At 71.6% G+C, this 22,380-nt stretch carries 27 protein-coding genes and 1 pseudogene; 6 read left to right on the forward strand and 22 right to left on the reverse strand.

Features of this window, described 5'->3' with window-relative positions; genetic code table 11:
• Positions 1–2: 2 nt before the first annotated feature.
• The 13 genes and pseudogenes from OHA65_RS28605 to OHA65_RS28665 all read right to left on the reverse strand — a co-directional run bounded on the left by OHA65_RS28605 (position 3) and on the right by OHA65_RS28665 (position 8,771).
• On the reverse strand, positions 3–539 hold the full coding sequence (locus OHA65_RS28605) for a cupin domain-containing protein (RefSeq protein ID WP_327279058.1): 537 nt from the start codon (positions 537–539) through the stop codon (positions 3–5).
• 146 nt (positions 540–685) lie between these two features.
• Entirely contained in the window at positions 686–1,498 is an 813-nt protein-coding gene (locus OHA65_RS28610) for an SDR family oxidoreductase (protein WP_328764076.1), read from the reverse strand.
• A 45-nt stretch (positions 1,499–1,543) separates the two neighbouring features.
• A complete protein-coding gene (locus OHA65_RS28615) occupies positions 1,544–2,020 on the reverse strand; it encodes an anthrone oxygenase family protein (protein WP_327279060.1) in 477 nt (158 codons plus the stop codon).
• A complete protein-coding gene (locus OHA65_RS28620; RefSeq protein ID WP_327279061.1) occupies positions 2,017–3,252 on the reverse strand; it encodes an FAD-dependent monooxygenase in 1,236 nt (411 codons plus the stop codon). The genes OHA65_RS28615 and OHA65_RS28620 overlap by 4 nt, the downstream gene beginning before the upstream one ends.
• A gap of 14 nt (positions 3,253–3,266) precedes the next feature.
• Positions 3,267–3,587, reverse strand: a complete 321-nt coding sequence (locus tag OHA65_RS28625; RefSeq protein ID WP_327279062.1) for an antibiotic biosynthesis monooxygenase family protein — start codon at positions 3,585–3,587, stop codon at positions 3,267–3,269.
• On the reverse strand, positions 3,584–3,907 hold the full coding sequence (locus OHA65_RS28630; protein ID WP_327279063.1) for an antibiotic biosynthesis monooxygenase family protein: 324 nt from the start codon (positions 3,905–3,907) through the stop codon (positions 3,584–3,586). The genes OHA65_RS28625 and OHA65_RS28630 overlap by 4 nt, the downstream gene beginning before the upstream one ends.
• 20 nt (positions 3,908–3,927) lie before the next feature.
• Entirely contained in the window at positions 3,928–4,674 is a 747-nt protein-coding gene (locus tag OHA65_RS28635; protein ID WP_327279064.1) for an SDR family NAD(P)-dependent oxidoreductase, read from the reverse strand.
• A complete protein-coding gene (locus tag OHA65_RS28640) occupies positions 4,671–5,150 on the reverse strand; it encodes an SRPBCC family protein (protein ID WP_405763448.1) in 480 nt (159 codons plus the stop codon). The genes OHA65_RS28635 and OHA65_RS28640 overlap by 4 nt, the downstream gene beginning before the upstream one ends.
• A 39-nt stretch (positions 5,151–5,189) precedes the next feature.
• A pseudogene (locus tag OHA65_RS28645) lies at positions 5,190–5,384 on the reverse strand (acyl carrier protein); the annotation flags it as partial.
• Positions 5,385–5,434: 50 nt separating this feature from the next.
• The gene (locus OHA65_RS28650; protein ID WP_405762673.1) at positions 5,435–6,685 is read right to left on the reverse strand and encodes a ketosynthase chain-length factor; all 1,251 of its coding nucleotides are present in this window, start codon (positions 6,683–6,685) and stop codon (positions 5,435–5,437) included.
• Positions 6,678–7,955, reverse strand: coding sequence for a beta-ketoacyl-[acyl-carrier-protein] synthase family protein (locus OHA65_RS28655; protein WP_327279066.1), 1,278 nt, complete (start codon positions 7,953–7,955; stop codon positions 6,678–6,680). The genes OHA65_RS28650 and OHA65_RS28655 overlap by 8 nt, the downstream gene beginning before the upstream one ends.
• A complete protein-coding gene (locus OHA65_RS28660) occupies positions 7,952–8,356 on the reverse strand; it encodes a cupin domain-containing protein (RefSeq protein WP_327279067.1) in 405 nt (134 codons plus the stop codon). The genes OHA65_RS28655 and OHA65_RS28660 overlap by 4 nt, the downstream gene beginning before the upstream one ends.
• Before the next feature lie 88 nt (positions 8,357–8,444).
• Complete coding sequence (locus OHA65_RS28665) at positions 8,445–8,771, reverse strand: TcmI family type II polyketide cyclase (RefSeq protein WP_327279068.1); 327 nt, start codon at positions 8,769–8,771, stop codon at positions 8,445–8,447.
• 513 nt (positions 8,772–9,284) lie between these two features.
• On the opposite strand from OHA65_RS28665, the gene OHA65_RS28670 reads away from it, so the two are divergent.
• From OHA65_RS28670 to OHA65_RS28680, 3 genes are all read left to right on the forward strand, one after another.
• A complete protein-coding gene (locus OHA65_RS28670; protein WP_405763450.1) occupies positions 9,285–9,743 on the forward strand; it encodes a flavin reductase family protein in 459 nt (152 codons plus the stop codon).
• A complete protein-coding gene (locus tag OHA65_RS28675; RefSeq protein WP_327279070.1) occupies positions 9,740–10,600 on the forward strand; it encodes an AfsR/SARP family transcriptional regulator in 861 nt (286 codons plus the stop codon). The genes OHA65_RS28670 and OHA65_RS28675 overlap by 4 nt, the downstream gene beginning before the upstream one ends.
• A 98-nt stretch (positions 10,601–10,698) precedes the next feature.
• Entirely contained in the window at positions 10,699–10,920 is a 222-nt protein-coding gene (locus OHA65_RS28680) for a DUF6059 family protein (RefSeq protein ID WP_328764079.1), read from the forward strand.
• Here OHA65_RS28680 and OHA65_RS28685 read toward each other — a convergent pair.
• Positions 10,869–11,357, reverse strand: a complete 489-nt coding sequence (locus tag OHA65_RS28685; protein ID WP_327279072.1) for a DUF1772 domain-containing protein — start codon at positions 11,355–11,357, stop codon at positions 10,869–10,871. The two genes, OHA65_RS28680 and OHA65_RS28685, sit on opposite strands and share 52 nt — an antisense overlap.
• Before the next feature lie 97 nt (positions 11,358–11,454).
• On the opposite strand from OHA65_RS28685, the gene OHA65_RS28690 reads away from it, so the two are divergent.
• Positions 11,455–12,963 carry an MFS transporter gene (locus OHA65_RS28690; protein WP_405762676.1) on the forward strand — a complete coding sequence of 503 codons (1,509 nt, stop codon included), beginning with the start codon at positions 11,455–11,457 and terminating at the stop codon, positions 12,961–12,963.
• Positions 12,964–13,062: 99 nt separating this feature from the next.
• Here OHA65_RS28690 and OHA65_RS28695 read toward each other — a convergent pair whose 3' ends face one another.
• From OHA65_RS28695 to OHA65_RS28725, 7 genes are all read right to left on the reverse strand, one after another.
• Complete coding sequence (locus OHA65_RS28695) at positions 13,063–14,241, reverse strand: cytochrome P450 (protein WP_328764081.1); 1,179 nt, start codon at positions 14,239–14,241, stop codon at positions 13,063–13,065.
• A complete protein-coding gene (locus tag OHA65_RS28700) occupies positions 14,238–15,455 on the reverse strand; it encodes an MAB_1171c family putative transporter (RefSeq protein WP_327279075.1) in 1,218 nt (405 codons plus the stop codon). Before OHA65_RS28700 ends, OHA65_RS28695 begins: the two co-directional genes overlap by 4 nt.
• On the reverse strand, positions 15,452–15,979 hold the full coding sequence (locus OHA65_RS28705) for a regulator component (RefSeq protein WP_327279076.1): 528 nt from the start codon (positions 15,977–15,979) through the stop codon (positions 15,452–15,454). The genes OHA65_RS28700 and OHA65_RS28705 overlap by 4 nt, the downstream gene beginning before the upstream one ends.
• Before the next feature lie 275 nt (positions 15,980–16,254).
• Positions 16,255–17,421: a serine hydrolase domain-containing protein gene (locus OHA65_RS28710; RefSeq protein WP_405762678.1), complete on the reverse strand. Its 1,167-nt coding sequence runs from the start codon at positions 17,419–17,421 to the stop codon at positions 16,255–16,257.
• 439 nt (positions 17,422–17,860) lie between these two features.
• Positions 17,861–18,316 carry a helix-turn-helix transcriptional regulator gene (locus OHA65_RS28715; protein ID WP_327279078.1) on the reverse strand — a complete coding sequence of 152 codons (456 nt, stop codon included), beginning with the start codon at positions 18,314–18,316 and terminating at the stop codon, positions 17,861–17,863.
• A 370-nt stretch (positions 18,317–18,686) separates the two neighbouring features.
• Positions 18,687–19,619 carry a M56 family metallopeptidase gene (locus tag OHA65_RS28720; protein WP_328765253.1) on the reverse strand — a complete coding sequence of 311 codons (933 nt, stop codon included), beginning with the start codon at positions 19,617–19,619 and terminating at the stop codon, positions 18,687–18,689.
• A 5-nt stretch (positions 19,620–19,624) separates the two neighbouring features.
• Complete coding sequence (locus OHA65_RS28725) at positions 19,625–19,996, reverse strand: BlaI/MecI/CopY family transcriptional regulator (protein WP_327279079.1); 372 nt, start codon at positions 19,994–19,996, stop codon at positions 19,625–19,627.
• Positions 19,997–20,096: 100 nt separating this feature from the next.
• Here OHA65_RS28725 and OHA65_RS28730 point away from each other — a divergent pair, with 100 nt between their 5' ends.
• Positions 20,097–20,723 (forward strand): phosphatase PAP2 family protein, encoded by a 627-nt coding sequence (locus tag OHA65_RS28730; RefSeq protein ID WP_327279080.1) that lies wholly within the window; start codon positions 20,097–20,099, stop codon positions 20,721–20,723.
• A 62-nt stretch (positions 20,724–20,785) separates the two neighbouring features.
• On the opposite strand, the gene OHA65_RS28735 is transcribed toward OHA65_RS28730, so the two are convergent.
• Positions 20,786–21,235 carry an Lrp/AsnC family transcriptional regulator gene (locus tag OHA65_RS28735; protein ID WP_030154387.1) on the reverse strand — a complete coding sequence of 150 codons (450 nt, stop codon included), beginning with the start codon at positions 21,233–21,235 and terminating at the stop codon, positions 20,786–20,788.
• Positions 21,236–21,375: 140 nt separating this feature from the next.
• Between OHA65_RS28735 and OHA65_RS28740 the strand changes: the two genes are divergently transcribed.
• On the forward strand, positions 21,376–22,377 hold the full coding sequence (locus tag OHA65_RS28740; RefSeq protein WP_328764084.1) for an asparaginase: 1,002 nt from the start codon (positions 21,376–21,378) through the stop codon (positions 22,375–22,377).
• Positions 22,378–22,380: the final 3 nt, after the last annotated feature.

The following is a 22,380-nucleotide window of genomic DNA, read 5'->3' on the forward strand; positions in this document are numbered from 1 at the left end:
CCTCAGCCCTGCGCGCCGGCGGGAGCACCCGGGCGGCCGTGCAGCCCGGCGGGCGGGCCGGCCACGTCGCCGCGGGCGCCCGGCTGCGGCATGAAGCCCCGCATCTCGTTGTCGTTGGCGAGCTGCTGCATCTTCTCCCAGTCGGGCATGCCACCGCCGGAGACCAGCTCGGACAGGCCGATGAAGAAGTTCTCCACGCCGCCGGGCGTCGCGATGACCAGCAACTGTCCCGGCTCGTCACCGACGTTGAGGAAACGGTGCGGCACGCCGCGCGGCCCGTAGATCACGGTGCCCTCGGTGATGGTCTCGGTGACCCCGCCGATCTCGAATTCGTAGGTGCCCTTGTTGACGAAGAACGCCTCGTCGGCCGACTCGTGGACGTGCAGCGGCGGACCGCTGCCGGGCCGCGTGGTGATCTGGTAGAAGCTGTACAGGCCGCCGGTGTCCTCCTTGCGGAGCAGGAAGCGGCCCTCCTCGCCGAACCAGCAGACGGGCTCGACATCGTCCCGGCTGACGACTTTCCGTTCGGTCTTCGACACGGTGTGTTCCTTTCGTTCGGGTCGTCCGGAGGCGGACGGCGGCCGTGGGACAGGCAACCAGCAGCCGCAAAGGGGGAGATAAAGACGGAGCAAACCGGGGGGTGGAGCGGTCGGACGCCCCGCCCGCGGTCAGGGGGTCGGGACGGTCAGGCGAGCGCCGTGCCGCCGTCGGCGACCAAGCAGCTGCCCGTGAGGTACGAGGCACGGTCCGAGGCGAGGAACGCGATGACCTCGGCGATGTCCTCGGGGGTCCCGTTGCGCCGCAGCGCGGCCCGCTCGGCGGCGGCCCGGCGCGCCTCCTCGGGGATGAAGCGGGCGAGTTCGGTGAGGATGAGGTTCGGCTCCACCGCGTTGACCCGCACCCCGTGCGGGCCCGCCTCCAGCGCGAGCGTGCGCACGGCGGCCTCCACGCCCGCCTTGGCCACGGTCAGCGGGAGGAACCGCGGGGCGGGCCGGCGGGCCAGCGCCGCCCCGACCGCCACCACCGAACCGCCGCCCCGGGCGATCATGTCGGGAAGCACGGCCTGCGTGGTCAGGAACAGCGCCTTGAGCTGCTGGCTGACCACGTGCTCCAGGTCCTCCCAGGCCAGGTCCGCCACGGGGGCGATGCGCGCCTCGTGGGCGCCCAGGCCCGCGGCGTTGAGCACCAGGACGTCGATCGGGCCCAGCTCGGCCTTGGCGGCCGCGGCCAGGGCGGCCGCCCCGTCGGGATCGGTGACGTCGCCCTGGACGGCCACCGCCTCGCCGCCGCGCTGCCGGATCGCGGCCACGACCTCCTCGGCCCGCTCCGCGCTCTTGTGGTAGTTCACCGCGACGCGGGCGCCCCGCGCTGCCAGGATGCGGGCCGTGGCCGCGCCGATGCCGCGCGCGGCACCGGTGACCAGGGCCACCCGGCCCGCGAACTCCGCGGGCTCGGGGGCGGATCCGAGCGCTTCGCGCTCCTCGTGTACCGGATTCACCGGATCTGCTCCTCAGTTCAAGAAGGGGTACGTGTACGGGCCCGTTCAGGCCCACACCAGCCAGCAGCCGCCGAGCGCGGCACAGAACGCCAGGCCCGCGAAGACGGTCCGCAGCAGGTTGGCGCGCGCCCACCGGGCGCGCAGCGGGTCCCAGCCGTCGGGGATCTCCCCGGCCGCGGCCCAGCCGTCGATCACCCGGTTCATCCGCACGTTGCGCAGCTCCGACACCAGGGCCACGCCCACCACTGCGGCCAGCGCCACCGCGAAGGAGGCCTTCGCGCCGGCCCCGGGGGCCAGGACGGCCAGCCCGAGACCGGCGGCCAGCGCCACCTTGTTGACGGTCGGCATCAGCGGGTCGAACCCGGGGTCCAGCAACCGGTGCACGTCGGACCAGGTCTGCCGCGGCAGCCGCAGCAGCATGGGGACGATGGCGCGCTCCACCGCGATCAGGGCGCCCGCGAGGACCCCCGTACACAGCACGAAGACGACGGCCATCAGGGCGACCAGCACGGCCGGGCTCACCCCGCCCCGTGGCCGAGCGGCTCGGCCGTCCGCAGCGGAGTCCGCTCCAGCCGGTCGTCCAGCATCAGCGAGTAGCTCTGGTCGCGAGCGACCGAGTCGAAGAAGGCGTACATCATGACGTCGCGCAGCCGGCACAGCGGACCGTTGTGCGCGAGGCCCAGCGTGCCGATCCGCCACGAGGTCGTCACCATGTCCGCGGCCCGCGCCCGGCGGGCGGACTCGAACGCCCGCAGCGTGGCGGGCACGGCGTCCGGCGCGCAGCGCCCCAGCACGTCGGCGAGCACCACACCGCTCTCGATGGCCTGGCCGGCGCCCTGGCTGAGGTTGAGGGTCATCGGATGGGCGGCGTCGCCGACGAGCACGGCCCGGCCCTTGCTCCATCCGCCGGCCGGCGGCCGGTCGTGGATGGGCACCGGCAGGATCGCCTCCTCGTCCGTCGAGGAGATGATCGCGCCGATCGGGTCCGGCCAGTCGCGGTACGCCGCCGCCAGCGCCGCCCCCCGCGACGAGCGCAGGGTGTCGATCCCGGCGGACGCGCGGTCACTGGTGATGGCGTCCCAGTAGACCTCGTCCTCGTTCAGCCGGCAGTACAGGAAGCGCAGTCCGCCCTTGCCCCACAGGTTGAAGAACGTGCCGGTGGGCACCAGTGACTCGCCCGGCAGCCGGGTGATGGCCTGCCAGGCCGTGTAGCCGGCGTACCGCGGCGGCAGGTCGAACCCGTTGCGCATCGTCGCGCGCACGGTGGAGCGCAGCCCGTCCGCGCCGATCAGCACGTCGCCGCGGGCCGTGGAGCCGTCCTCGAAGTGCGCGGTGACACCGTCCGCGTCCTCGGTGTAGCCGGTGAACCGGCGGCCGAGGTGGATCCGGTGCTCACCGACCGCCTCGGTGAGCACCGTGTGCAGGGCGGAGCGGCGCAGCGCGCAGGCCGGCGCGCCGGCCCGCTCCGTCGGGCCGTCCAGCTGCCACCGCGCCAGGCGCCGTCCGGAGTCGGAGCGGAACTCGTGGAACCGCATGCGCACCGCGTCGGCGGCGACGGCCTCGTCGAGCCCGATCCTGCGCAGGGCCAGGAAGGCGTTGTGCCAGAGCATGAACCCGCCGCCGGTCAGCAGCCGTCCCGGACTGGGACGCGCCTCGAAGACCTCGCAGTCGATGCCCTGGCGCAGCAGGCCCGCCGCCGCGGTCATCCCGCCGATGCCGGCCCCGATCACCAGGGCCTTGCGGATGGTCGCCATGGGTCGCGGTCCGCTCAAGCCTGCGACGGCACGCTGTCGAGGCGGGCGCGCAGGTCGAAGATGCGCCGCTCGATGTCACCGCCGATCCAGTACGGGAACATCGGGGCCGCCATCTCGCGGTGGGACGGGGCGTCCTCCCAGGTGCGGAAGGCCTCCTCGCTCTCCCACTCGGCGAGCAGGATGTAGCGGCCGGGCTGCTCCGCGTCGCGCAGCAGCTCGTCGCGCAGATGACCGGGGGTGCCCTTGACCACGGCGGTGACCTGCCGGTAGGCCTCTTCGAAGGCCTCCTGGTCCTTCTCCTGGACACGGGCGGAAACCATGATGCGTACGGTCACGACGGACCACCTTTCATCGATGCGGAGCCCGGCAGGTGCTCGACGACGTCGAGCACCTGCTTGCGGGCGGATTCACGGAACGGCTCCAGCCGGGCGCTGAGCCGCTCCCTCGCGGGGCCGTTCTGGAAGCCCTCCAGAGCGGCCCGGTCGGCCCAGTCGGCCATGACCAGATGGGTACGGGGATTGCGCGGGTCCCGCAGCAACGACTGGGCTACGCAACCCGGCAGTCGCGAGGCGGCCTGCGCGGTCTCCAGCCAGGCGGCGCGGAACGCGTCCTCGCAGCCCTCCCTGACGACCATCTCCAACACGGTGCGCAGCACGGCGCGCCTCTCCTTCGGGGTCAGATGCCGCCGTCGACGTCGAGCGTGGCGCCGGTGACGTAGCGGGCGGCGTTCGAGGCGAGGAAGAGGACGGCGTCGGCGATCTCCGCGGGGCTGCCGAGCCGGCGCAGCGAGATCCGCTGCTCGTACGAGGCCTTCCCCTCTGCGGTGACGGCCTTCATCTGGTCCGTCTCGACCAGCCCGGAGGCAATGCAGTTGACGCGGATGCCGCGCGGGCCCAGCTCCTTGGCCAGCGCCCGGGTCAGACCCATCACACCGGCCTTGGACGCCACGTAGTGGGCGGCGCCCGGCATGCCGTGGTGCGCCACGGCGGAGCTGATGTTGACGATCGAGGCGGTGTCCGCGAGGTACGGCAGCGCCCCGCGGATCACGTGGTACATGCCCGACAGGTTGGTGTCGAGGACGCGGTGCCATTCGTCGGGAGCCAGGTCCATCAGCGGGAGGTGGCTGATGACCCCCGCGTTGTTCACGACGGTGTCGATCGCCCCGTACCGTTCGTGCGCCTCGGCCGACAGCCGGGCGGCCTGCTCGTGGTCGGCGATGTCGCAGCGTACGAGGGCGCCCCGGACCCCCAGGTCCGCCAGCTCCCGGCGCAGCGACTCGACCTGCTCGCTCTCGTTGACGTAGCAGGCCGTCACCGCGGCACCCTGCGCGGCCAGGGCGAGCACGGTGGCCCGTCCGATGCCCCGGGCGCCGCCCGTGACCAGGGCGTGCCGGCCCTCCAGGCCGAAGTCGAGGGCGCTCATCGGGCCACCGCCGCTCCGGCGCGGGCCGCAGCCTCCACGCGCTCCTTGATGAGCGCCATCTGGACCTTGGAGTTCGTGTTGATGCGCTCGGTCATGCCCGCGTCGTCCAGCGGGGCGCCCGGCTTCATGCGGAACTCCTGCACCCAGCGCATCTCCACACCCGCGTCGGTCTGGACGTACGCCCAGTGGATGTTCATGAAGGCGAAGGGGCCGGTCTCGACCCGGTGGGCCTTGACGGTCCGGTTCTCGCGGTCCATGACGCGCTCGGAGACCCAGCTCCAGACCTTGCCGTCGGCGTCCGGGTGCAGGGCGAGGCGGAAGCGCACCGTGTCGCCGTGCCGGTCCAGGATCTCCGCGACGGCGTACTCGCTGAACAGGTCGGGCCAGTTCGCCACGTCGTTGGTCATGTCCCAGAGCACGTCGAACGGCGCGTCGATGACGATGCTGTTCTCGGTGCGCGCAGGAGCCGGCTGCAGCTGCTCGTTGATCAGGGCGCAGATCTCCGGGAAGCGGGTGAGGCCTTCGGCGTCCAGGCGGATGTCGTAGCGGTTCTCCACCTCGGTCAGGACGTTGATCAGACCCAGCGAGTCGACGCCCAGGTCGTCGATGGTCAGGGTCGGGTCGTCCATCTGGAGCGTCTCCAGAGAGACGCCGGTGCACTGCTCGACGATGGTCAAGAAGTCGTCGTACTCAAGGGGCGCCGCGGTCATGGGGCGGGGTCCTTTCGGTGTCGCGGTGTCGGGGTTCGTCGGTAGCGCCGTCACGGGGTGAGGGTCCGGACGACGAGGGCGGAGTTGAAGCCGCCGTGGCCGCGGGCGATGACCAGGGCCGTGCGCAGCCGCGCCGCCCGGGGCTCTGCTACGAGGTCGATGCCGTACGCGGCGTCCGCGACGGCGCCCGGCCCGGTCGGCGGGATCACCTGCTCGCGCAGGGCGAGCAGCGCGGTGATGACGTCGAGCGGTGCTCCGCCCGCGTACAGCCGCCCGTACCGCGCCTTGGGCGCTGTCACCGGCACCCCGCGCGGACCGAACACCTCGGTCAGGCAGTCCGCCTCGGCGCGGTCCAGCTCGGGAGTGCCGGCCGCGTCGGCGAACACGACGTCGACCTCCTCCGGCCGGACCCCGGCGTCGGCCAGGGCCAGCAGGACGGCCCGGCGCAGCGCACCGGACGTCCCGGCCCCCGGAGTGCCGGGAGCGGGGTCGAAGGTGGCCGCGTGACCGGCGATCTCGCCGTACGGCGTCTCGATACCGCGCGCCCGCGCGCTGGCCTCGTCCTCCAGCACGAGGATCGCGCCGCCCTCGCCGGGCACGTGGCCGCAGGCGGCCGCGTCGAACGGCCGGTAGGCGCGCTCCAGGTCCGCGCTCGCGCTCAGCCGCCCGGAGGTGGTCTGGCACGTCAGCGCGTACGGGCTCAGCGGCGCTTCCGTGCCGCCGGTCAGGACGAGCCTGGCGTCCCCCTGCACGAGGGCGCGCTTGGCCTGCGCGATCGCGTCGAGACCGCCGGCCTGCTCGGCCACGGTCACCCCGCAGGGTCCCTTCACGCCGTGCCGGATGGACAGCTGGCCGGTCGTGGCCGCGTAGAACCAGGCGATCGACTGGTAGGGACCCACGTGCCGGGGCCCCTTCGACCACAGCGCCGCGATCTCGCGCTGGCCGAAGGCGTTGCCGCCGGAGGAGGACGCCGTGATGACCCCGAGGTCGTACGGGGAGAACTCCTGGGGCCGCACGCCGGCATCGGCCAGCGCCTCGTCGGCCGCCAGCAGCGCGAACTGGCTCCAGCGGTCGGTCTGCACCGCCAGCCGGGGGTCGACACCGGGCAGGGTGCCGTCCCCGAAGACCTCGCCGACCGTACGCACCGGGAAGGCGTCCGCCTCGAAGTGCGTGACCGGGCCGAGGCCGCTGCGGCCCTCCAGCACGGCCTCCCAGAACTCCTTGGCCCCCAGACCGTTCGGCGCCACGGCCGAGATGCCGGTGACCACCGCGCGGCGCGTGGCCGTCGCCGCGTCAGACATGGCGTGCCCCCTTCCCCGGCGCGGTGAGCACCATCGCCGTCTGGAACCCGCCGAAGCCGCTGCCCACGCTGAGGACGGTGTCGGTCCGCTGCTCGCGTGCCGTCAACGGGACGTAGTCCAAACCGAGTTCGGGATCCACGTGGTGCAGGTTGGCGGTGGGCGGGATCGTGTCCTGTTCGATGGCGAGGGCGCAGGCGGCGACCTCCAGGGCGCCGATCGCACCCAGCGAGTGCCCCACCATCGACTTGATCGAGCTCATCGGCACGCGGTACGCGTGCTCGCCGAGCGAGACCTTCACCGCGGCCGTTTCGTGCTTGTCGTTCTGCCGGGTACCGGAGCCGTGGGCGTTGACGTAGTCCACGGCGTCGGCGGGCAGCCGGGCGTGGTCCAGCGCCACCCGCACCGCCTCGGCCAGCTCCTTGCCGTCCGGGCGCAGCCCGGTCATGTGGAACGCGTTGCTGCGCTGTGCGTACCCCGCGACCTCGCAGTACACCCGGGCGCCGCGGCGGCGCGCGGACTCCTCGTCCTCCAGGACCAGTACGGCCGCGCCCTCGCCGAGCACGAAGCCGTCACGGTCGCGGTCGAAGGGCCGCGAGGCGTGCTCGGGATCGTCGTTGTTGGGCGAGGTCGCCCTGATCGCGTCGAAACAGGCCACGGTGATCGGCGAGATGGGCGCGTCGGTGGCGCCGGCCAGGACGATGTCGGCCTGCCCGTCCTCGATGAACTGGGCGCCCTGCGCCACGGAGTCGAGGCCCGAGGTGCAGCCCGTCGACACCACCCGGACCGGGCCCTGGGCGCCGGCCGTCCACGCCACCTCGGTGGCGAGCGAGCCGGGCACCAGCGCCCCGTACAGGTGCGGATACGGGTTGGACGGGTCGACGACCCAGTTGCTGCCGCGAGCGCTGACCCGGACGTACTGCTGTTCCAGCGTGATGGTGTTGCCCACCGCGCTGCCGATCGAGACGCCGATGCGGTGCGGTTCCACCCCGTCGGTCGGCGCACCGCTGTCCGCCAGGGCCTCCCGTGCCGCGACCACGGCGAACTGCGCGGCGCGGTCCATGCGCAGGACCTCCTCGGAGGTCAGGCCCGCGGCGGTCGCGTCGAAGTCGCACTCCGCCGCGATCCTGGAGCGGTAGGCCGAGGCGTCGAAGTGGGAGATGGCCCGGGTGGCCGTACGGCCGTCGGTCAGCAGCTGCCAGAACGCCTTGGTACCCACGCCGCCCGGCGCCACCACACCGATGCCGGTGACGACGGCCTTGCGGCGGGTCACGCGGACTCCTCACCCGGCAGCGGCTCGGTGTCGACGTGCCCCAGCTCCGGGCGGGGCGCCAGCGGACCCAGCTGGAAGACCATGAAGGCCGGCTCCGTGCCGTGGTTCTCCAGCCGGTGCCGCACGTTGATCTTCAGGTGCAGCGCCTCACCCGCGGCGAGCGGGACCGGCTCCCCGTCGATCTTCGCCAGCAGCTCACCGCTGACGAGGTACAGGAACTCCTCGGAGTACGGGTGGTAGTGCTCGGTGACGACCTCGCCGGGCTGGAGGGTGAGCACCCCCATGAAGCCCGCGGTGGCCTGGGCGTTGGCCGGGCTGAGCAGCGTGCGCAGATCGCCCCCCCGACGCCGGTTCGACTCGACGTCCTTCGCCGCGATCTTGGTCATTCCTTCGCTGGCCACGCCAGCCTCCTCTCGTTGTCCCGCACCGACGGTGCGGACCCCCCACCCGGTGACGCCTCGTCGCCGGGGTGTGCGAGCGCGAGCCGCCTCAGCCCTCTGCGCGCCAGGTGTAGAACTCGTGTGCCATGGCGTCCTGAGGGCCGCGCCAGGTCTCGGGGTCGTATGCCGCGATGTGGGGGCTCAGCCGCTCGCTGACATCGACGAAGAGCTCGTGGCCCTTCATTTCGGAGATCGGTCCGCGCACGTCGTCGTCGGACGCCATGTAATGCAGGTAAAGATCGTGGAAGCGGAACAGTCTGCGTTCCTTCACGCCGATCAGATGGGGAAGTTCGCCGGCATCGGATTCGGCGAAGATGCGCTTCACGTCGGCCGCGGCGGACGGCTTCATGCGAGCCACGATGAGAGTGCTGCGCATTGCGGTTTCCTTCCGTTCCGGGTCCGGTCTTCGGTGACCGGCCAAAACAGGATCACCCGGTGCGATAAAGCGCGGATGAGGGCAGGGAAAAGCGGCAGCGGGAAAGACGGAGGACGGTGGGGGCGCCCTGCCCGCCCGGGGCGCCGGCGGGTGGCCAGGGCCCGCCGGCCACCCGCCCCAGGCTCTCCCAGATTGCCCAGTCGACGACGTCGTCCCAGCTCGGAGCACCTTCTCGACCAGCCCTTGAGCAGGGCTTATGCCGTCCGACATGGTGCTCTGGTAGGGGTGCTCCGGCCGAAAGTACGCCCCCTCTCGTCCTTTGGGGCGTAGGCGGTCATGGCGCGGCCTCGTTAGGGTCAGGTACCCGCACTGCCCGTTCCCGGCGCCCGTCATTGCGCCGGTGAGAGGCGATTGCGGTATTTCCTAGGGGGAGGAGATCGCGTGGACAGCTTGACTGTTTTCGGGACTGAAGAAAGGGGCGCGGTGCCGGTGGATGCGCGGGCGCTGCGCGAGGTGTGCGGCCGTTATCCGACCGGCGTCGCGGTGATTACGTGCCGGGGGGCGGCCGGAGAAGAGCCGGTGGGGGTCACGGTGAATTCCTTCACCTCGCTCTCCCTCGACCCCGCCCTGGTGCTCTTCTGCGTGCACGAGGATTCGCGGGCGCTCGCCGCCGTCGAGGCCGCCGACGCCTTCGCCGTCAACATCCTGGCGTCGGACCAGGCCGGTCTGTGCCGGGCCTTCGCCCGCCGCGGCACCGCGGACTTCGCCGACCTGCCGCACGGACCCGGTGCCACCGGCTCCCCCGTGCTCGGCGATGCGCTCGCCTTCCTCGACTGCCGACTGCACACCATGTTCCCGGGCGGGGACCACGTCATCGTCGTCGGCGAGGTCGTCGACCTGGGCCTGCTGCGCGAGGAGCAGCCGCTGACGTTCTTCCGCAGCGCCCACCCGCGGCTGGAGGTCCTGGGATGACGATCACCATGGACAAGACGATCGACTCGCAGGAGCAGCCGGTGTACGGCCTGCAGGAGACCGCCCCCCGCGGGGTCGCGCTCCGCCTGCTGGGCCCGCTGGAGATCGTCGTGGGATCCTGCGAAGTCCAGCTGCCGCAGCGCAAGTTGCGCCAGCTCCTGGCCACCCTTCTGATCCGGCCCAACGCGACCGTGTCCAACGAGTCCCTCATCCGCGAACTGTGGGGCGACCGGCCGCCGGCCACCGCGCTCGCCGCGCTCCGCGTGTACGTCTCGCAGCTGCGCAAGTTCCTGATCCGCTACGACCTCGACGGCCGCTGGTGCACCCTGCGCACCCGGGCGCCGGGCTACCAGCTCCAGGTCAACGAGGGCATCCTCGACACCGTGTGCTTCGACAGGCTGTGCGCCCTGGCCGCGGAGTCGGCGTTGACGGGCCACCACGAACTCGCCTCCAAGCAGTACCGGGAAGCCCTCGACCTGCGCCGGGGCCCGACACTGGAGGGGCTCCGGGAGAGCTCCGCGCTCTCCGGCACCGCCCTGCAGTACGACGAGGCCTGGATGAGCGCGCTCAAGCGGCGCATCGACCTGGACCTGCAGCTCGGCCGCCACCTCGAACTCATCGGTGAGCTCAGCCGGCTGGTGGCGGAGAACCCGCTCAGCGAGGGCTTCTGCGCCCGGCTCATGACGGTGCTGCACCGCAGTGGTCGCAGCGGCGACGCCCTCGCCACCTACCGCCGCACCCGCGCGCAACTCATCGAGGAGCTCGGCATCGAGCCCGGGCTGGAGCTGCGCCTGGCCCACCAGGCCGTGCTCGCCGACGACAAGGTGTTCCACAGGCCGATGCGGGCGTCGGCCTGAGCGCGGGACGCCGGCCGGTCATGACGTCGGCCGGGCGCGCATCCGGACCTGCCTCCGGACTTTATCCCTGCTTTTTCATGACCGGCCACGATGCTCCCATGCGTTTGTTTTTGAAGTCCCTGCTGCGTTTCTGCGCGGATGCACTCGTCACGTACGGCCAGAGCCAGTTCTTCATTCCCACCCCGGACGTCGGGGAACCGGCACCCGGACATCCCGAACGAGTGCCGTGGAACGTGCCGCTGACGGAAGCCGAGGAGGCCCTCGACCGTCAGTTGGAAGGCGTGGCGGAACGGGTCGGCCGCGGGCTGGAGCCGCTCTGAGCGATGACGAGCAGGACGAAGGCGGCGAGCGCGGTGGTGGTGCGCGTCCAGTTGAACATGTCCCATCGGTGCAGGATCTCGGCGTAGTCGGCCGGTGGCGAGGTCACCGCCCACTCCTTGATCCGCGCGTTGATCGGTACGTTGCCGAAGCGCGTGACCAGGAACGACGTTCCGGTCAGCGCCGTCGCCCCGGCCGCGAGCAGCCGCTCGCGGCCGGTGGTCTGCAGGGTCAGTGCGAGGGAGCTCAGGGCGGCGGTCCCCATCGCCGTCAGCATCACGGGGGAGTTCATCTTCATCAATTCGGCATGGAAGGACAGCCGCATGTCCACGGGCACCTTCCAGAACGTCGGTCCCAGATTGACCGCGCCGTAGCCAAATGCACCGGCGAGCAGTCCGGTGGCGGTGACTGCAATGCCCTTCGTTATGCGAACGCGCATCAGTCTTTCCTTAGTTGAGTAATCCGGCTCTTGCTGTACAAGTCGCCATGAGGACGAGGAAGTCCAACGGTAGCGGGGGCCACGACCTGGAGGTCCCATGTCATCCGCAGTACCGACCGACACGCGCCCGGGGACGGCGGCCCCGAGCGGGTTCAGCCGCCGTCCGGGCCTCGCCCTGCTGGTCATCGCCGCGGCGGAGCTGATGGTGGTCCTCGACGCCACCATCGTGAACATCGCCCTGCCGAGCATCCAGGACGCGCTGGACATGTCCGACAGCAACCTGGCCTGGGTGGTCAACGCGTATGCGGTCACCTTCGGCGGGCTGATGCTCCTCGGCGGCCGGGCCGGCGACCTCTTCGGCCGCCGGCGCGTGTTCCGGATCGGCATCGTGACCTTCGTGCTGGCCTCGGTGCTCGGCGGCCTGGCCCCCAACGAGGCACTGCTCATCTGCGCTCGGGTGTTCCAGGGCGTGGGTGCGGCCGTCGCGGCCCCCACCGCGCTCGCGCTGATCGCGACGAACTTCCCCGAGGGCAAGCAGCGCAACCGGGCCATGGGCACGTACGCCGCCATGGCCGGCGTCGGTTCGGTGCTCGGCCTGATCCTCGGCGGACTCCTCACCGAGTACCTCGACTGGCGTTGGGTGCTGCTGGTGAACATCCCCATCGGCATCGCCGTACTGGCCGGAACATCGGTCCTCGAAGAGGCCGACCGCGACCAGGGCAAGCTCGACCTCGTGGGCGCGGCTGCGGGCACCGCCGGTCTGCTCTGCCTGATCTACGGGGTCACCCGTGGCGGCCAAACCCACTTCACCGGCGGCCTCACGGCGACCTACTTCGCGGTCGCCGCAGTGCTGCTCGTGCTGTTCATGGAGCGGCAGGCCCGCATCGAACACCCCATGCTGCCGCTGCACGTCCTGAAGGACCGCAGCCGCGCCGGCACGTACGCGACCCTGTTCCTCACCGGCCTCGGCATGTTCTCGACCTTCTACTTCCTGACCCTCTACATGCAGCACGTGCTGGACTACGGAGCGGTCAAGACCGGCTTGGCGTACCTGTCGTTCAGCGCCGGCATCGGCATGACGGCCCCCATCGCCTCGAAGCTCGTGGCCAAGCTGCCGCCCCGGCTGGTGGCCGGGCCCGGCCTGCTCGTCGCCGGGACCGGGCTGTTCTGGCTGAGCCGACTGACCCCGCACTCTTCCTACGCGGGCACCCTGATGCCGGCCATGTTCATCACCGCCGCCGGACTCGGCCTGTCCTTCGTGCCCCTGACGCTCGGCGCGGTGCGCGGTGTCGACGAGGTGGACTCGGGCAGCGCGTCGGGCCTGCTCAACACCGCGCAGCAGATCGGCGGTGCCTTCGGCGTCGCCAGCCTCGCCATGCTGGCGCACACCTTCGCAGACACCCGCCTGCCGAAGGCCGGCAAGGTGTACTCCGATGCCGTGGACCAGGGCGACACCGCCCTCGTCGTGAAGGCCCAGGCGGCCATGACGTACGGCTTCACGCACGCCCTGGCCGCCGGTGCCTTGGTCTTCGTCACCGGCGCGCTGATCACGGCCTTCGTCGTCACGGCCGGCAAGCCGGAAGCGGACCCGCGCGCCCGTGCCTGAACGGGCCTGACGCGCCGCCTCCCGTGCCGGGCCGCGTGCCCGGCCGTGGAGGCGGCTGCGCTCAGCGGGGTCGCCGGGTGGGGGCCCTGCCCGTTCGGATCACCGGAGTACGACGGGCAGGGACTTGAGACCGCGCATCAGCCGCGTGTGGCGCCATGCGAGGTCTTCCGGCGCGATGGCCAGATGCATTCCCGGGAAGCGGGTGACGATCGCGCGGAGGGCGATCTCCGCCTCGGCCCGTGCCAGGGGTGCGCCGAGGCACCGGTGGATCCCGTGGCCGAACGCCAGGTGGCCGCCGGCGTTGCGGTCGAGGTCGAGTCGTTGCGGCTCGGGGAACGCCGCCGGGTCGCGGTTCGCGGCTCCGGGAGCGATGAGTACGGGGAAGCCCGCGGGAATGTCGACCCCGCCGAGTCGGAGCGCCTCGGTGCTGAACCGGAAGGTGGCGATTCCCACGGGGGAGTCGAAGCGGAGCAGTTCGTCGAGGCATCCGGCGATCAGCTCGGGGTCCTGCTGCAGCCGGGCGAACGAGGACGGGTGCTGGAGCAGGGCCAGGACGGAGTTCCCGATGAAGTGGGTGGTGGTCTCGTGCCCGGCCACGAGGAGGAGGACGGCGAGGGAGGTGACTTCGTCCTGTGTGAGGAGGCCCGCCTCGCTGCGCTGGAGGAGTGCGTGGAGCAGGCCGTCACCGGGTGTCTCGCGGGCCGCCTCGACGAGGTGGGTCATGTAGTCGCCGATGGCGTGTGATGCGGCGTCGATGACGTCCGGGTCGCCGGCGTCGAAGAGGTCGTTGGACCAGCGGGAGACCATGGCGCGATCGGACTCCGGTACGCCCAGCAATTCGCAGATGACGGTGACCGGCAGGGGTACCGCCAACTCCTCCACCAAGTCGACCTCTGCGCCCGGCGTCCACCCGTCCAGCAGGCGGTCGACGACCCCGGAGATGTACGGACGCATCTCCACGATGCGTCCGGTGGTGAACATCGGCGCCGCCACCGCCCTCTGCCGGGTGTGGTGGGGAGGGTCGCTCGCCAGCATGTTCCTGGAGACCGCCGGATGGATGTTGCGGCGCGAGGGCCGGTCGGCGAAGAACCGGGCGGTGTCCTTGGACAGACGGGGATCGGCGAATGCCAGTCGGGCTTCCGCGTGACCGGTGACCAGGTACGCGTGGTGGCCCCGCGATCCGGTAGGGATCTTCTGGACCGGTGATGCGCTGCGCAAGCGGTCGTAGGTGGAGTAGGGGTCGCTGAAGAAGCGGGGGTCGTGGAACGGGTCGGTCACGACGCCGCACCCGCCTTCGTGCGCGAAGGCTGCTCGGCGGTCGTGGCCCGCGAGTGCTGCCGGTCGTAGGCGTGTGCCACGAGCAGCAGCCATGCCGTCTCCGCTTGCAGGTCCCCCTTGCGGGAGCGGGTGCCGGCAGCGGGCGGGGCCTCGGGTCCCTCGGGCGTGTTCCCGGCCCGCTTCGCGGAGACCGCTGCAGCGATAACCGCTGCTTCCACTTCCGCGTCCGCCTCCGGGGCGCCGGTAGCCCCCCGCAGCGCGACCTTCTCGGCAGCGGCGTCCTGCACCTCTGCGGAACGGTACCGGCGCAGGGCCAGCACGCAGTCGTTGATCTCGATGACCCGGCGGTGCAGATGGAAGTCGAGGTCATGGGTGTCGGCCTCGGTGTTCCCGGGGTCGAGCACGACCTCCGGAACCGCCGAGGTGACGTCCTTCCACAAGGGCTCCAGCGCGGTGAACGAGTTGCGCTCCCAGCGCTGACGGCGCAGTTGGCTGATGGGCCACAGCAGGGCGGGGAGGGTGAGCCCGATGGTGATGAGGAGTACGGCGACGGCCGGAGCGGTCACGCTGAAGGTGCACCGGACGGGAGTCAGTGGCGTCGAGCAGCGGGCGTGCTCGGGTACGAGGCCCAGTCCGAGCCCGATGGAGACCAGGGCGAAGACCTTGTAGGCGGCGTAGACGAGGGCGAAGGCGCATCCCGCGGACGTCATGCGCAGGCCCAGGCGCTGGCTCCTGCGGGCCGAGCGCTTCGACTGGGCCCACGTCTGGAGCAGGAAGTCCTTGGCCGTGTACCCGAGGTAGGAAATGTAGATGAGTACGTAGAATGCGTACAACACCGGTGATCGGTGGGTGAGTTGCTCGGCGGCGAAGAAGGTGCTCATCCCTACGACGGCGATGATGAGTGCAATGATGCGCAGCCGGATCTGCCGGCGGGCCTGCTCCTCTTCCAGGTTGAGCTGGAACAGGAAGGCGAGGACCGAGGTGGCCGCGGTGAGCGTGAACGCGTTGCTGAGGAGACGGGCGACGTGGGGGACCACCGATTCCACCGCGTGCTCGACGACCGGGGCGTAGGACGCGAAGGCCAGGGCGAAGGACGTCAGCAGTGCCGTGATCGCCCAGGTACCCGTCGGGCGGTGCCCGCCCCGCCCTCGAACCCAGTAGGCGGCGAAGCACAGTAGGACGACGGCTGTGCCCGAGAAGACAATGTTGATCATTTCTGGCGGCGTTTCTTCCTGTGTGGCTTGGCGAACAGTGCGTCCCAGCTCTCGGCGCCTCTGGTGGGCCGGCTCGACGGCCCTTCGCGTCCGAGGTACATGAGTTGCCGGATCACGCTGGCCATCACCTCGGCCTCGCGCTCGTCCTCACTGGTGTAGCTCGTCCGCCCGGACATGCGCTGGACCAGGGTGGGGTTGAAGCCGATGGCGCGGATGGCGTCCTGGTCGAGTTCCAGGCTGCCGGGATGATCGCAGATGATGTGGCTGATTTCGTGCGCGAGGATGTGGTTCTGATGGAGGGGCGAGGTGGCCTCTTCGTAGAACAGCAGGTCGGCGTCCGGCGTTTCCAGACGTATGCCACACGGTGCGTCCATGGCTCCGAGGGTGCTCAAGGGGCGCAGGATGATGGGGCGTCCGCGCTGCTCGGCCACGGCGTCACGAAGGTCACGGGTGCTGAAGCGGTGGGGGAGCTGAAGTGCCTCGATGCGCGCTTCACACGCGGCGCGCAACTGCTCAAGATCCATGTCTTCACTCTTGTGAGGCCGGGACGGGGGCGGGTGGGCGAACCTCTCCTCGAAGCCCGGTACGCGCGACCCATATGCTCACATGCGCTCGACTCCGGCCTGCGGGCAGGGTGGCGCCGCTGACGCGCCGCAGTGGGATCCGGCGCTGCGGCCGTGTCCGAAAATGACTGATGTCCCCGCCTTCGTGCGCAGTCGCGCGGGCTGTGGCGCGGGCGTCGTGGTGGCAGCAGAGCTGCTGCGATCTCGGCGGCCCCGCCGGCCCCGGTGACGCTGCCTCAGTCGCACAGGGCTGCCGTCTGGACCCCGCTCAGTCCGGCTCCCAGGGGGAAGGGCGTTTCGTCCCTCAGCTCCGCGCCGAGGTCGTAGACATTGACGGCGAAGACCAGTTGCCGCGCGTTGTCGGTGGTGGTCAGGGACATGCTCATGAAGCCCGGTCCGGTGCCGTCGGTCGCCCAGACGTCGACCCGTTCGGCGTCCGGCCCCGACCCGCAGGTCACGTTCCCGCGCTGGACCCCGAGGCCGTACGCCGGTTGGCCGGGGAACCGCACCGTGGTCAGGAGTTCGCGCTGCTGGGCGGGGCGCAGCAGCAGACCGGTGAACAGGGCCCGGTGGAAGCGGGCCAGGTCGTCGACCGTGGAGATCATGGCGCCGGCGGTCCAGTCGTACGACGGGCTGAACCGGGTCATGTCCCGTCCCGCGAGGTCGTATCCGTGCAGGTGCGGGCCGTGGACGGCCGGGTCGGTCAGCGGGAAGGCGGTGTCCGTCAGACCGAGCGGGGCGAGGATCCGCCGCTGGATCTCGAAGGGCGCGCTGTGACGTGTCACCGCCTCGATCACCAGACCGGCCAGCAGGTAGTTGGTGTTGGAGTACCTCCAGCCGGCACCGGGCGCGGAGTACGGCGCGTGCCGGACCGCCCGCGCGATCACCTCCCGCGGGGTGTAGACGTAGCCCCAGTCGTGACGCTCCAGGTAGGGGGCGAAGAACTCCGGCTCGGTGGTGGGGTCGTAGATCCCCGAGGTGTGGTTGAGCAGCTGCCGGATGGTGATGGCTCCGCCGTCGTTGCCGTTCCCCCGGACCGCGCCGGGCAGCCAGCGCTCCACGCCGTCGTCGAGCGAGAGCCGTCCCTCGCCCTCCAGTTGTAGGAGCACGGCCGATACGAAGGCCTTGGTGTTGCTGGCGATCCGGAACCGCATGTCCGGCCGGGCCCGCTCGCCGCTCGCCCTGTCCGCGATCCCGGCCGCCAGCCGTGACTTCCGCTCTCCGTGCCTGGCGTACGCGACGACCCCCGGGAACCCGTCCGCAACGGTCTGTTCGAGGGCCTCCGCGAGGCCGGCGGGCGGCGCGGCCGCCGCGCGCTCCTGCGCGGCCGCCGGGTGGATCCCTGATACCGCCACCGCGCACATCCCCACCCACAGTGCCGTGGCCCGCGCCCGTGCCTTCATCGGTCGCCCCGTTCCCTGTCGTCCACACCCTTCCCGTCCCAGCCTGCCGGGCGGTCGCCTCCGTCCCCCATCCCGCTGACCCCCATGTCGGCACGGGGGCCGTCCCCACCCCGCCGGAGATGATTTCGGCAAGTCGGGCTCGTAGTGCAGACGTTGGGCCATCCCATGGCACGGGTAGGGAGCACTGCTGCCGGCCGGCCGCGGGCTATGGGGCTCGGCCAGGTGGTACCGCCTGCGCGAACGCGGCGCCCGCGTGCCGTGGCGGATCGAGCCGAGCAAACACCGGAAGGCAGCCGGGACGACGAAAGCCCCGCCCGCGCTGGTCCAGGTGATCGACTACCGGATCGACGGGCGGGCAGAGGCGGTTCGGCTCAGCACGAGCCTGCTGGTCCACGGGAAGTACGTGCACGGCGGTGGGGGATCGCGACCCGTCCGGACCTCAGTCGTCGAGGTTCAGGTCGTGGGGGGACTCGTCGTGGGTGAGGCCTTCGAGTTTCCGGGCCTGTTCGATCACCGTGGAGAGCATCTTCAGGCTGTCCACGCTCAGACCGTTGGCGCGCAGGGCGACCTTGCGGACGTCCTGGTCGCGCATGGCGGTGAGGAGTCCGATCTCCGCTTTGGTGCGCTCGGCGGCCGCTCCGTCGACGAAGTAGCCCGCCGGCACGCCGAAGAAGTCGGCAAGGGCCTTGATGGTGTGCCGTGTCGGGTTCTGTTTGACGCCGGTTCGTAGTTGCTGGATCGCGCTCGCCGTCACCCCGCGCCCCTCTCCGGACGACACCTTCCGGATGCCTTCGGCGACTTCCGCATAGGTGTACGGCCCCCGGGACGGCGGGTGTACCTCCCGGAAGAGGTGGTCCAAGAGCTGGGCGAAGGTGGGTGACTGGTCATGCTCCACGTACACGACCTCCTTTGAGTGATGCCGAGTCTTTGCCCACCACGGTGTGTCTCGAAGCCCATAGGGCCGGCTCCGGCAACACTGTAGTTGACGCTGGCTCACCACTTTGGTGTACGTTATCAATGCGTCATCGCCACTGTAGTGTTGCAGTCGGCGGCGGCGGTTGTCCGGGGCCGGTCGAGCTTCACGGGGGTGAGCTCGGCCAACGGCCCGGAGTCCTGCATGTCCGCAGGGCGGCGGCCCGGGAGCGTTCCGGGTCGCCGGCCGCGCCGTCATGCCGGACCGGACGCCTTGAGCGGACCGTCGCCCGCCGGAACGGGGCCGTGGCACGGGGCTTGCGCGCAGAACGCACCCGCGACGTGGAGTGGGGTCAGGGGGAGCGGAGTTCGCCCTGGGCGACCTCGATGCTCGTGTGCAGGTCGCTCGCGGCCTCCAGGGCCGACGCGGCCGACAGGGTCGGGCAGGCCAGCAGCATCGCCACGATGGCGATGCCGGTCTTGGGCAGGGCCCGGGCCGTTCGGGTCCGCGGTTCGAGCAGGGCCGCCACGCGCCGCGGGACCGGTCCCGCCGTCGCCGCCAGGGCCAGGCCCGGTCGCCGCTCGGCGCCCCGGGCCGCCAGTGCCGCCTTGCCGATCGCCCGGGCCGTCAGCCGCCGGTCCCCGACGGCGCGCGCGGCGTCCTCGTCGGCGCAGCGCTCCAGTGCGTACGCGAGCGGCTCGCGCAGCGCGCCGAGCGCGGGGTGGCACAGCGAGGAGAGCTCTATCACCGCGGCGAACAGGTGGTGGCGGCCCCGCAGATGGGCGCGCTCGTGCGCGAGCAGCGCCTCGCGTTCGGCGGCCGTCAGGGCGCGGAGCATGCCGGCGGTCACCACGATCCGGCCCGGACGGCCGGGCAGCGCGTACGCGTCGGGGAGCTCGTCCGCCAGGACGAGGAGTTCACCGTCGGCGCGGGCCGCGAGCCGCCTCGCCCACCCCAGTTGGGTCCACCGGCGGTGCAGGTTCCGTACGAACAGGCAGGCGCAGAGCACCAGTAGGGCCAGGGCCAGGGCCGTGATCGCGACCGCCACGACCGTGTCGGGCGCGCCCGCCGAGAGCGGGGTGAGGAGCCGGCCGAGGGCGGCGACGGCGGGCAGGTGGGTGGCGCCGGGTACGACGAGCAGCGCGAGTGCCGCGGTGCTGCCCGCGGCGAGGCCCGCGGCCGTGACGGCCAGCAGCCAGGCGGCCTGCCGCGGGGGCAGGCAGGAGACGAGGCGCCGGCCCGCCGGTCCGGCCAGGAACGGCACGAGCAGCGGCAGCCACACCATGGCGATCACTGGCCGTCGCCTTCGAGGAGGGAGCGCAGGATCCGCTCGTCCTCGTCGCTGAGCTGCGAGACGAAGCGCGACAGGACGGCGCCGCGGTCCTCGTTGCGTTCCAGTTCCGAGTGCATGCGCCGTGCGGTCAGACCGGACGCGTCCTCGGTCGGGAGGTAGGCGTAGCCGCGGCCGGACCTGGTGCGGGAGACGGTGCCCTTCTCGTGCAGGCGGGACAGGATCGTCGTCACGGTCGTCCGGGCGAGCGAGGTGCCCAGCGCCTCCTGCACCTGTCCGGGGGTCAGCGGACCGTCGGCCGCCCACAGGGCTGCCAGCACGCTCGCCTCCAGCTCGCCGGAAGGGCGCCGCTCGGCGTTCGTGTCACCCATGGGAACGATCCTCCGCAAGTCGTCGTCTACAGTATGTAGACCGTCTACAGAACTGTAGTCGATCGGGTCGCCCCGCCCACTCACATTATGGGAGCAGCACATGATGGCCCCCTCCGGCCTCCCGGCCGTGATCGCCCTGGACGGACCGTCCGTCGACGGCCCCCTCTACACCCGGATCACCGCTCTCGCCGGGCGGGCCCCGGACTGGCTGGACGCGCTGGTGTCGGGCTGGTCCACGTACGGTCTCGGGCTCTTCGGGCTGCTCATGGCGGTGGCCTGGTGGCGGGCCCGCCCGGGCCGGCCGGGGCGGACGGCCATGGCGCTGGCCGCGCCCGCCGTCGTGGTGGCGGCCTTCCTCGTGGACACCCTGCTCAAGTCGCTGATCCGGGAGCAGAGGCCCTGTCGGACCCTGCACGCCCTCACCCTGGAGGCCTGCCCGCCGCCGGGCGACTGGTCCTTCCCCAGCAACCACGCCGCCATCGCGGCCGCGGCGGCCGCGGCCCTGTGGCTCACCGACCGGCGCATCGGCGCGCTCGCGGTTCCGGCGGCGCTGCTGATGGCGTTCTCCCGGGTGTGGGTGGGCGCCCACTACCCCCACGACGTCGTGCTCGGCGTCCTGGTCGGCGCCGGGATCGCCTGGCCGCTGACCCTGTTGGCCCGGCGCGGGGGACCCGTCGTGGAGCGACTGCGCGGTACGCCGCTGCGCCCGCTGGTCGCGCCCCGCTGACGCGTCGGCCCCCGGCCCCCGGCCTCCGCCCTCGCCCCCGGCCCCCGGCCCCGGCCCCCGGCTCAGACGGGCAGGCCCGTGGGTTCCTTGATCCGCTTCATGATGATCTGCGAGTTGACCTCGGTGACCCCGGACAGCGCGGTCAGCTTCTCGATCCACAGGCGTTCGTACGCGCGCAGGTCCGCGACGGCGATCCGCAGCAGGCAGCCGGGGCTGCCGAACAGCCGGTACGCCTCGATGACGTCGGGGATGTCCTGGAGGGCCGCCTCGAAGGCCTCGACGGCGGCGCGGTCGCGGCGCACCTCGACGGATACCAGCACCTCGAAGCCGCGGCCGACCGCCTCCGGGGCGATGACCGCGCGGTAGCCCTGGATCACCCCGTCCTGTTCGAGTTGGCGCACCCGCCGCATGCAGGGGGAGGGTGTCAAGCCGACACGCTGGGCCAGCTCCTGGTTGCTGAGGCGGCCGTCGGCCTGTAGCTCGCGCAAGATTTCACGGTCAATGGCATCCATGGCGCAATTATCATTGAGTGGATGTGAACGGCTGGGCCGAAACTGGCAATCCCATTGCGCGTAGATCTCACTATCATTGCTCTTTACTGCGCATATGAACGTCTGTACGAGGTATCGCCCGTACGTGAGAAGGGGTGACCATGGGACGGATCGTCGTCATCAGCACCGGCGGCACGATAGCCAGCCGCTGGCAGGGCTCCGGCTTCGCGGCCGACGCCGACGGCAGCGAGGTCATGGCCACCGCGCCGCTGCCCGAGGACATCACCGTCGAGGTGGTGGACCTGTTCAGCGTGAACAGCCCCCGGCTCACCACCGCCCACCAGCTCACCCTGCTGCGCACCGTGCACGAGGTGCTCGCCGACCCGGACGTGGACGGCGTCGTCGTCACGCACGGCACCGACACCCTGGAGGAATCGGCCTTCCTCGTCGACCTCCACCACCACGACCCGCGCACCGTCGTCTTCACCGGCTCGCAGCGCCCGATGGGCACCGCGGACGGGGACGGCCCGGGCAACCTCTACGACGCCCTGCTCACCGCGGCGAACACGCGCGGGCTCGGCGTGCTCATCGCCTTCGCGGGACGGGTGCACGCCGCCCGCGGCACGGTGAAGACCCAGGCGGTGGCGCTGGACGCGTTCGCCGACCCCTCCGAGGAACTGCTCGGGAAGATCGGCTTCGGCAAGGTCGCCATGCTGCGCACCCCGCAGCGCCCCGAGCCGCTGCCGCTGCCCGCGATGCCGGAACTGCCGCCGCGCGTGGACATGGTGATGCACCACGCCGACGGCGACCCGGTGCTCCTGAACGCGGCGGTCGCCGCCGGGGCCCGGGGCATCGTCCTGATCGGCACCGGGGCCGGCAACGCGACGCCGGAGATCGTGGACGCGGTGAAGGCCGCCGTCGCGCGGGGCGTGCTGGTGGCGCTGACCACGCGCGTGCCGGCCGGCCCGGTCACCGAGATCTACACGCAGGGCGGCGCCGTGGACCTGGTCGCCGCGGGCGCCGTCCCGACGGGCACCCTGCGCGCCGGCCAGGCCCGCATCGCGGTCCTCTCGGCCCTGCTGGCCGCCACGGACCCGGCGGAGCAGACCCGCGTCCTGGCCCGCGCCCTGGGCACCCGGGACGCGGCCCTGATCGAAGCCTGACCC

The sequence above is a fragment of the Streptomyces sp. NBC_00045 genome (assembly GCF_045041095.1).
In the GTDB taxonomy this organism is placed as follows: Bacteria; Actinomycetota; Actinomycetes; order Streptomycetales; family Streptomycetaceae; genus Streptomyces.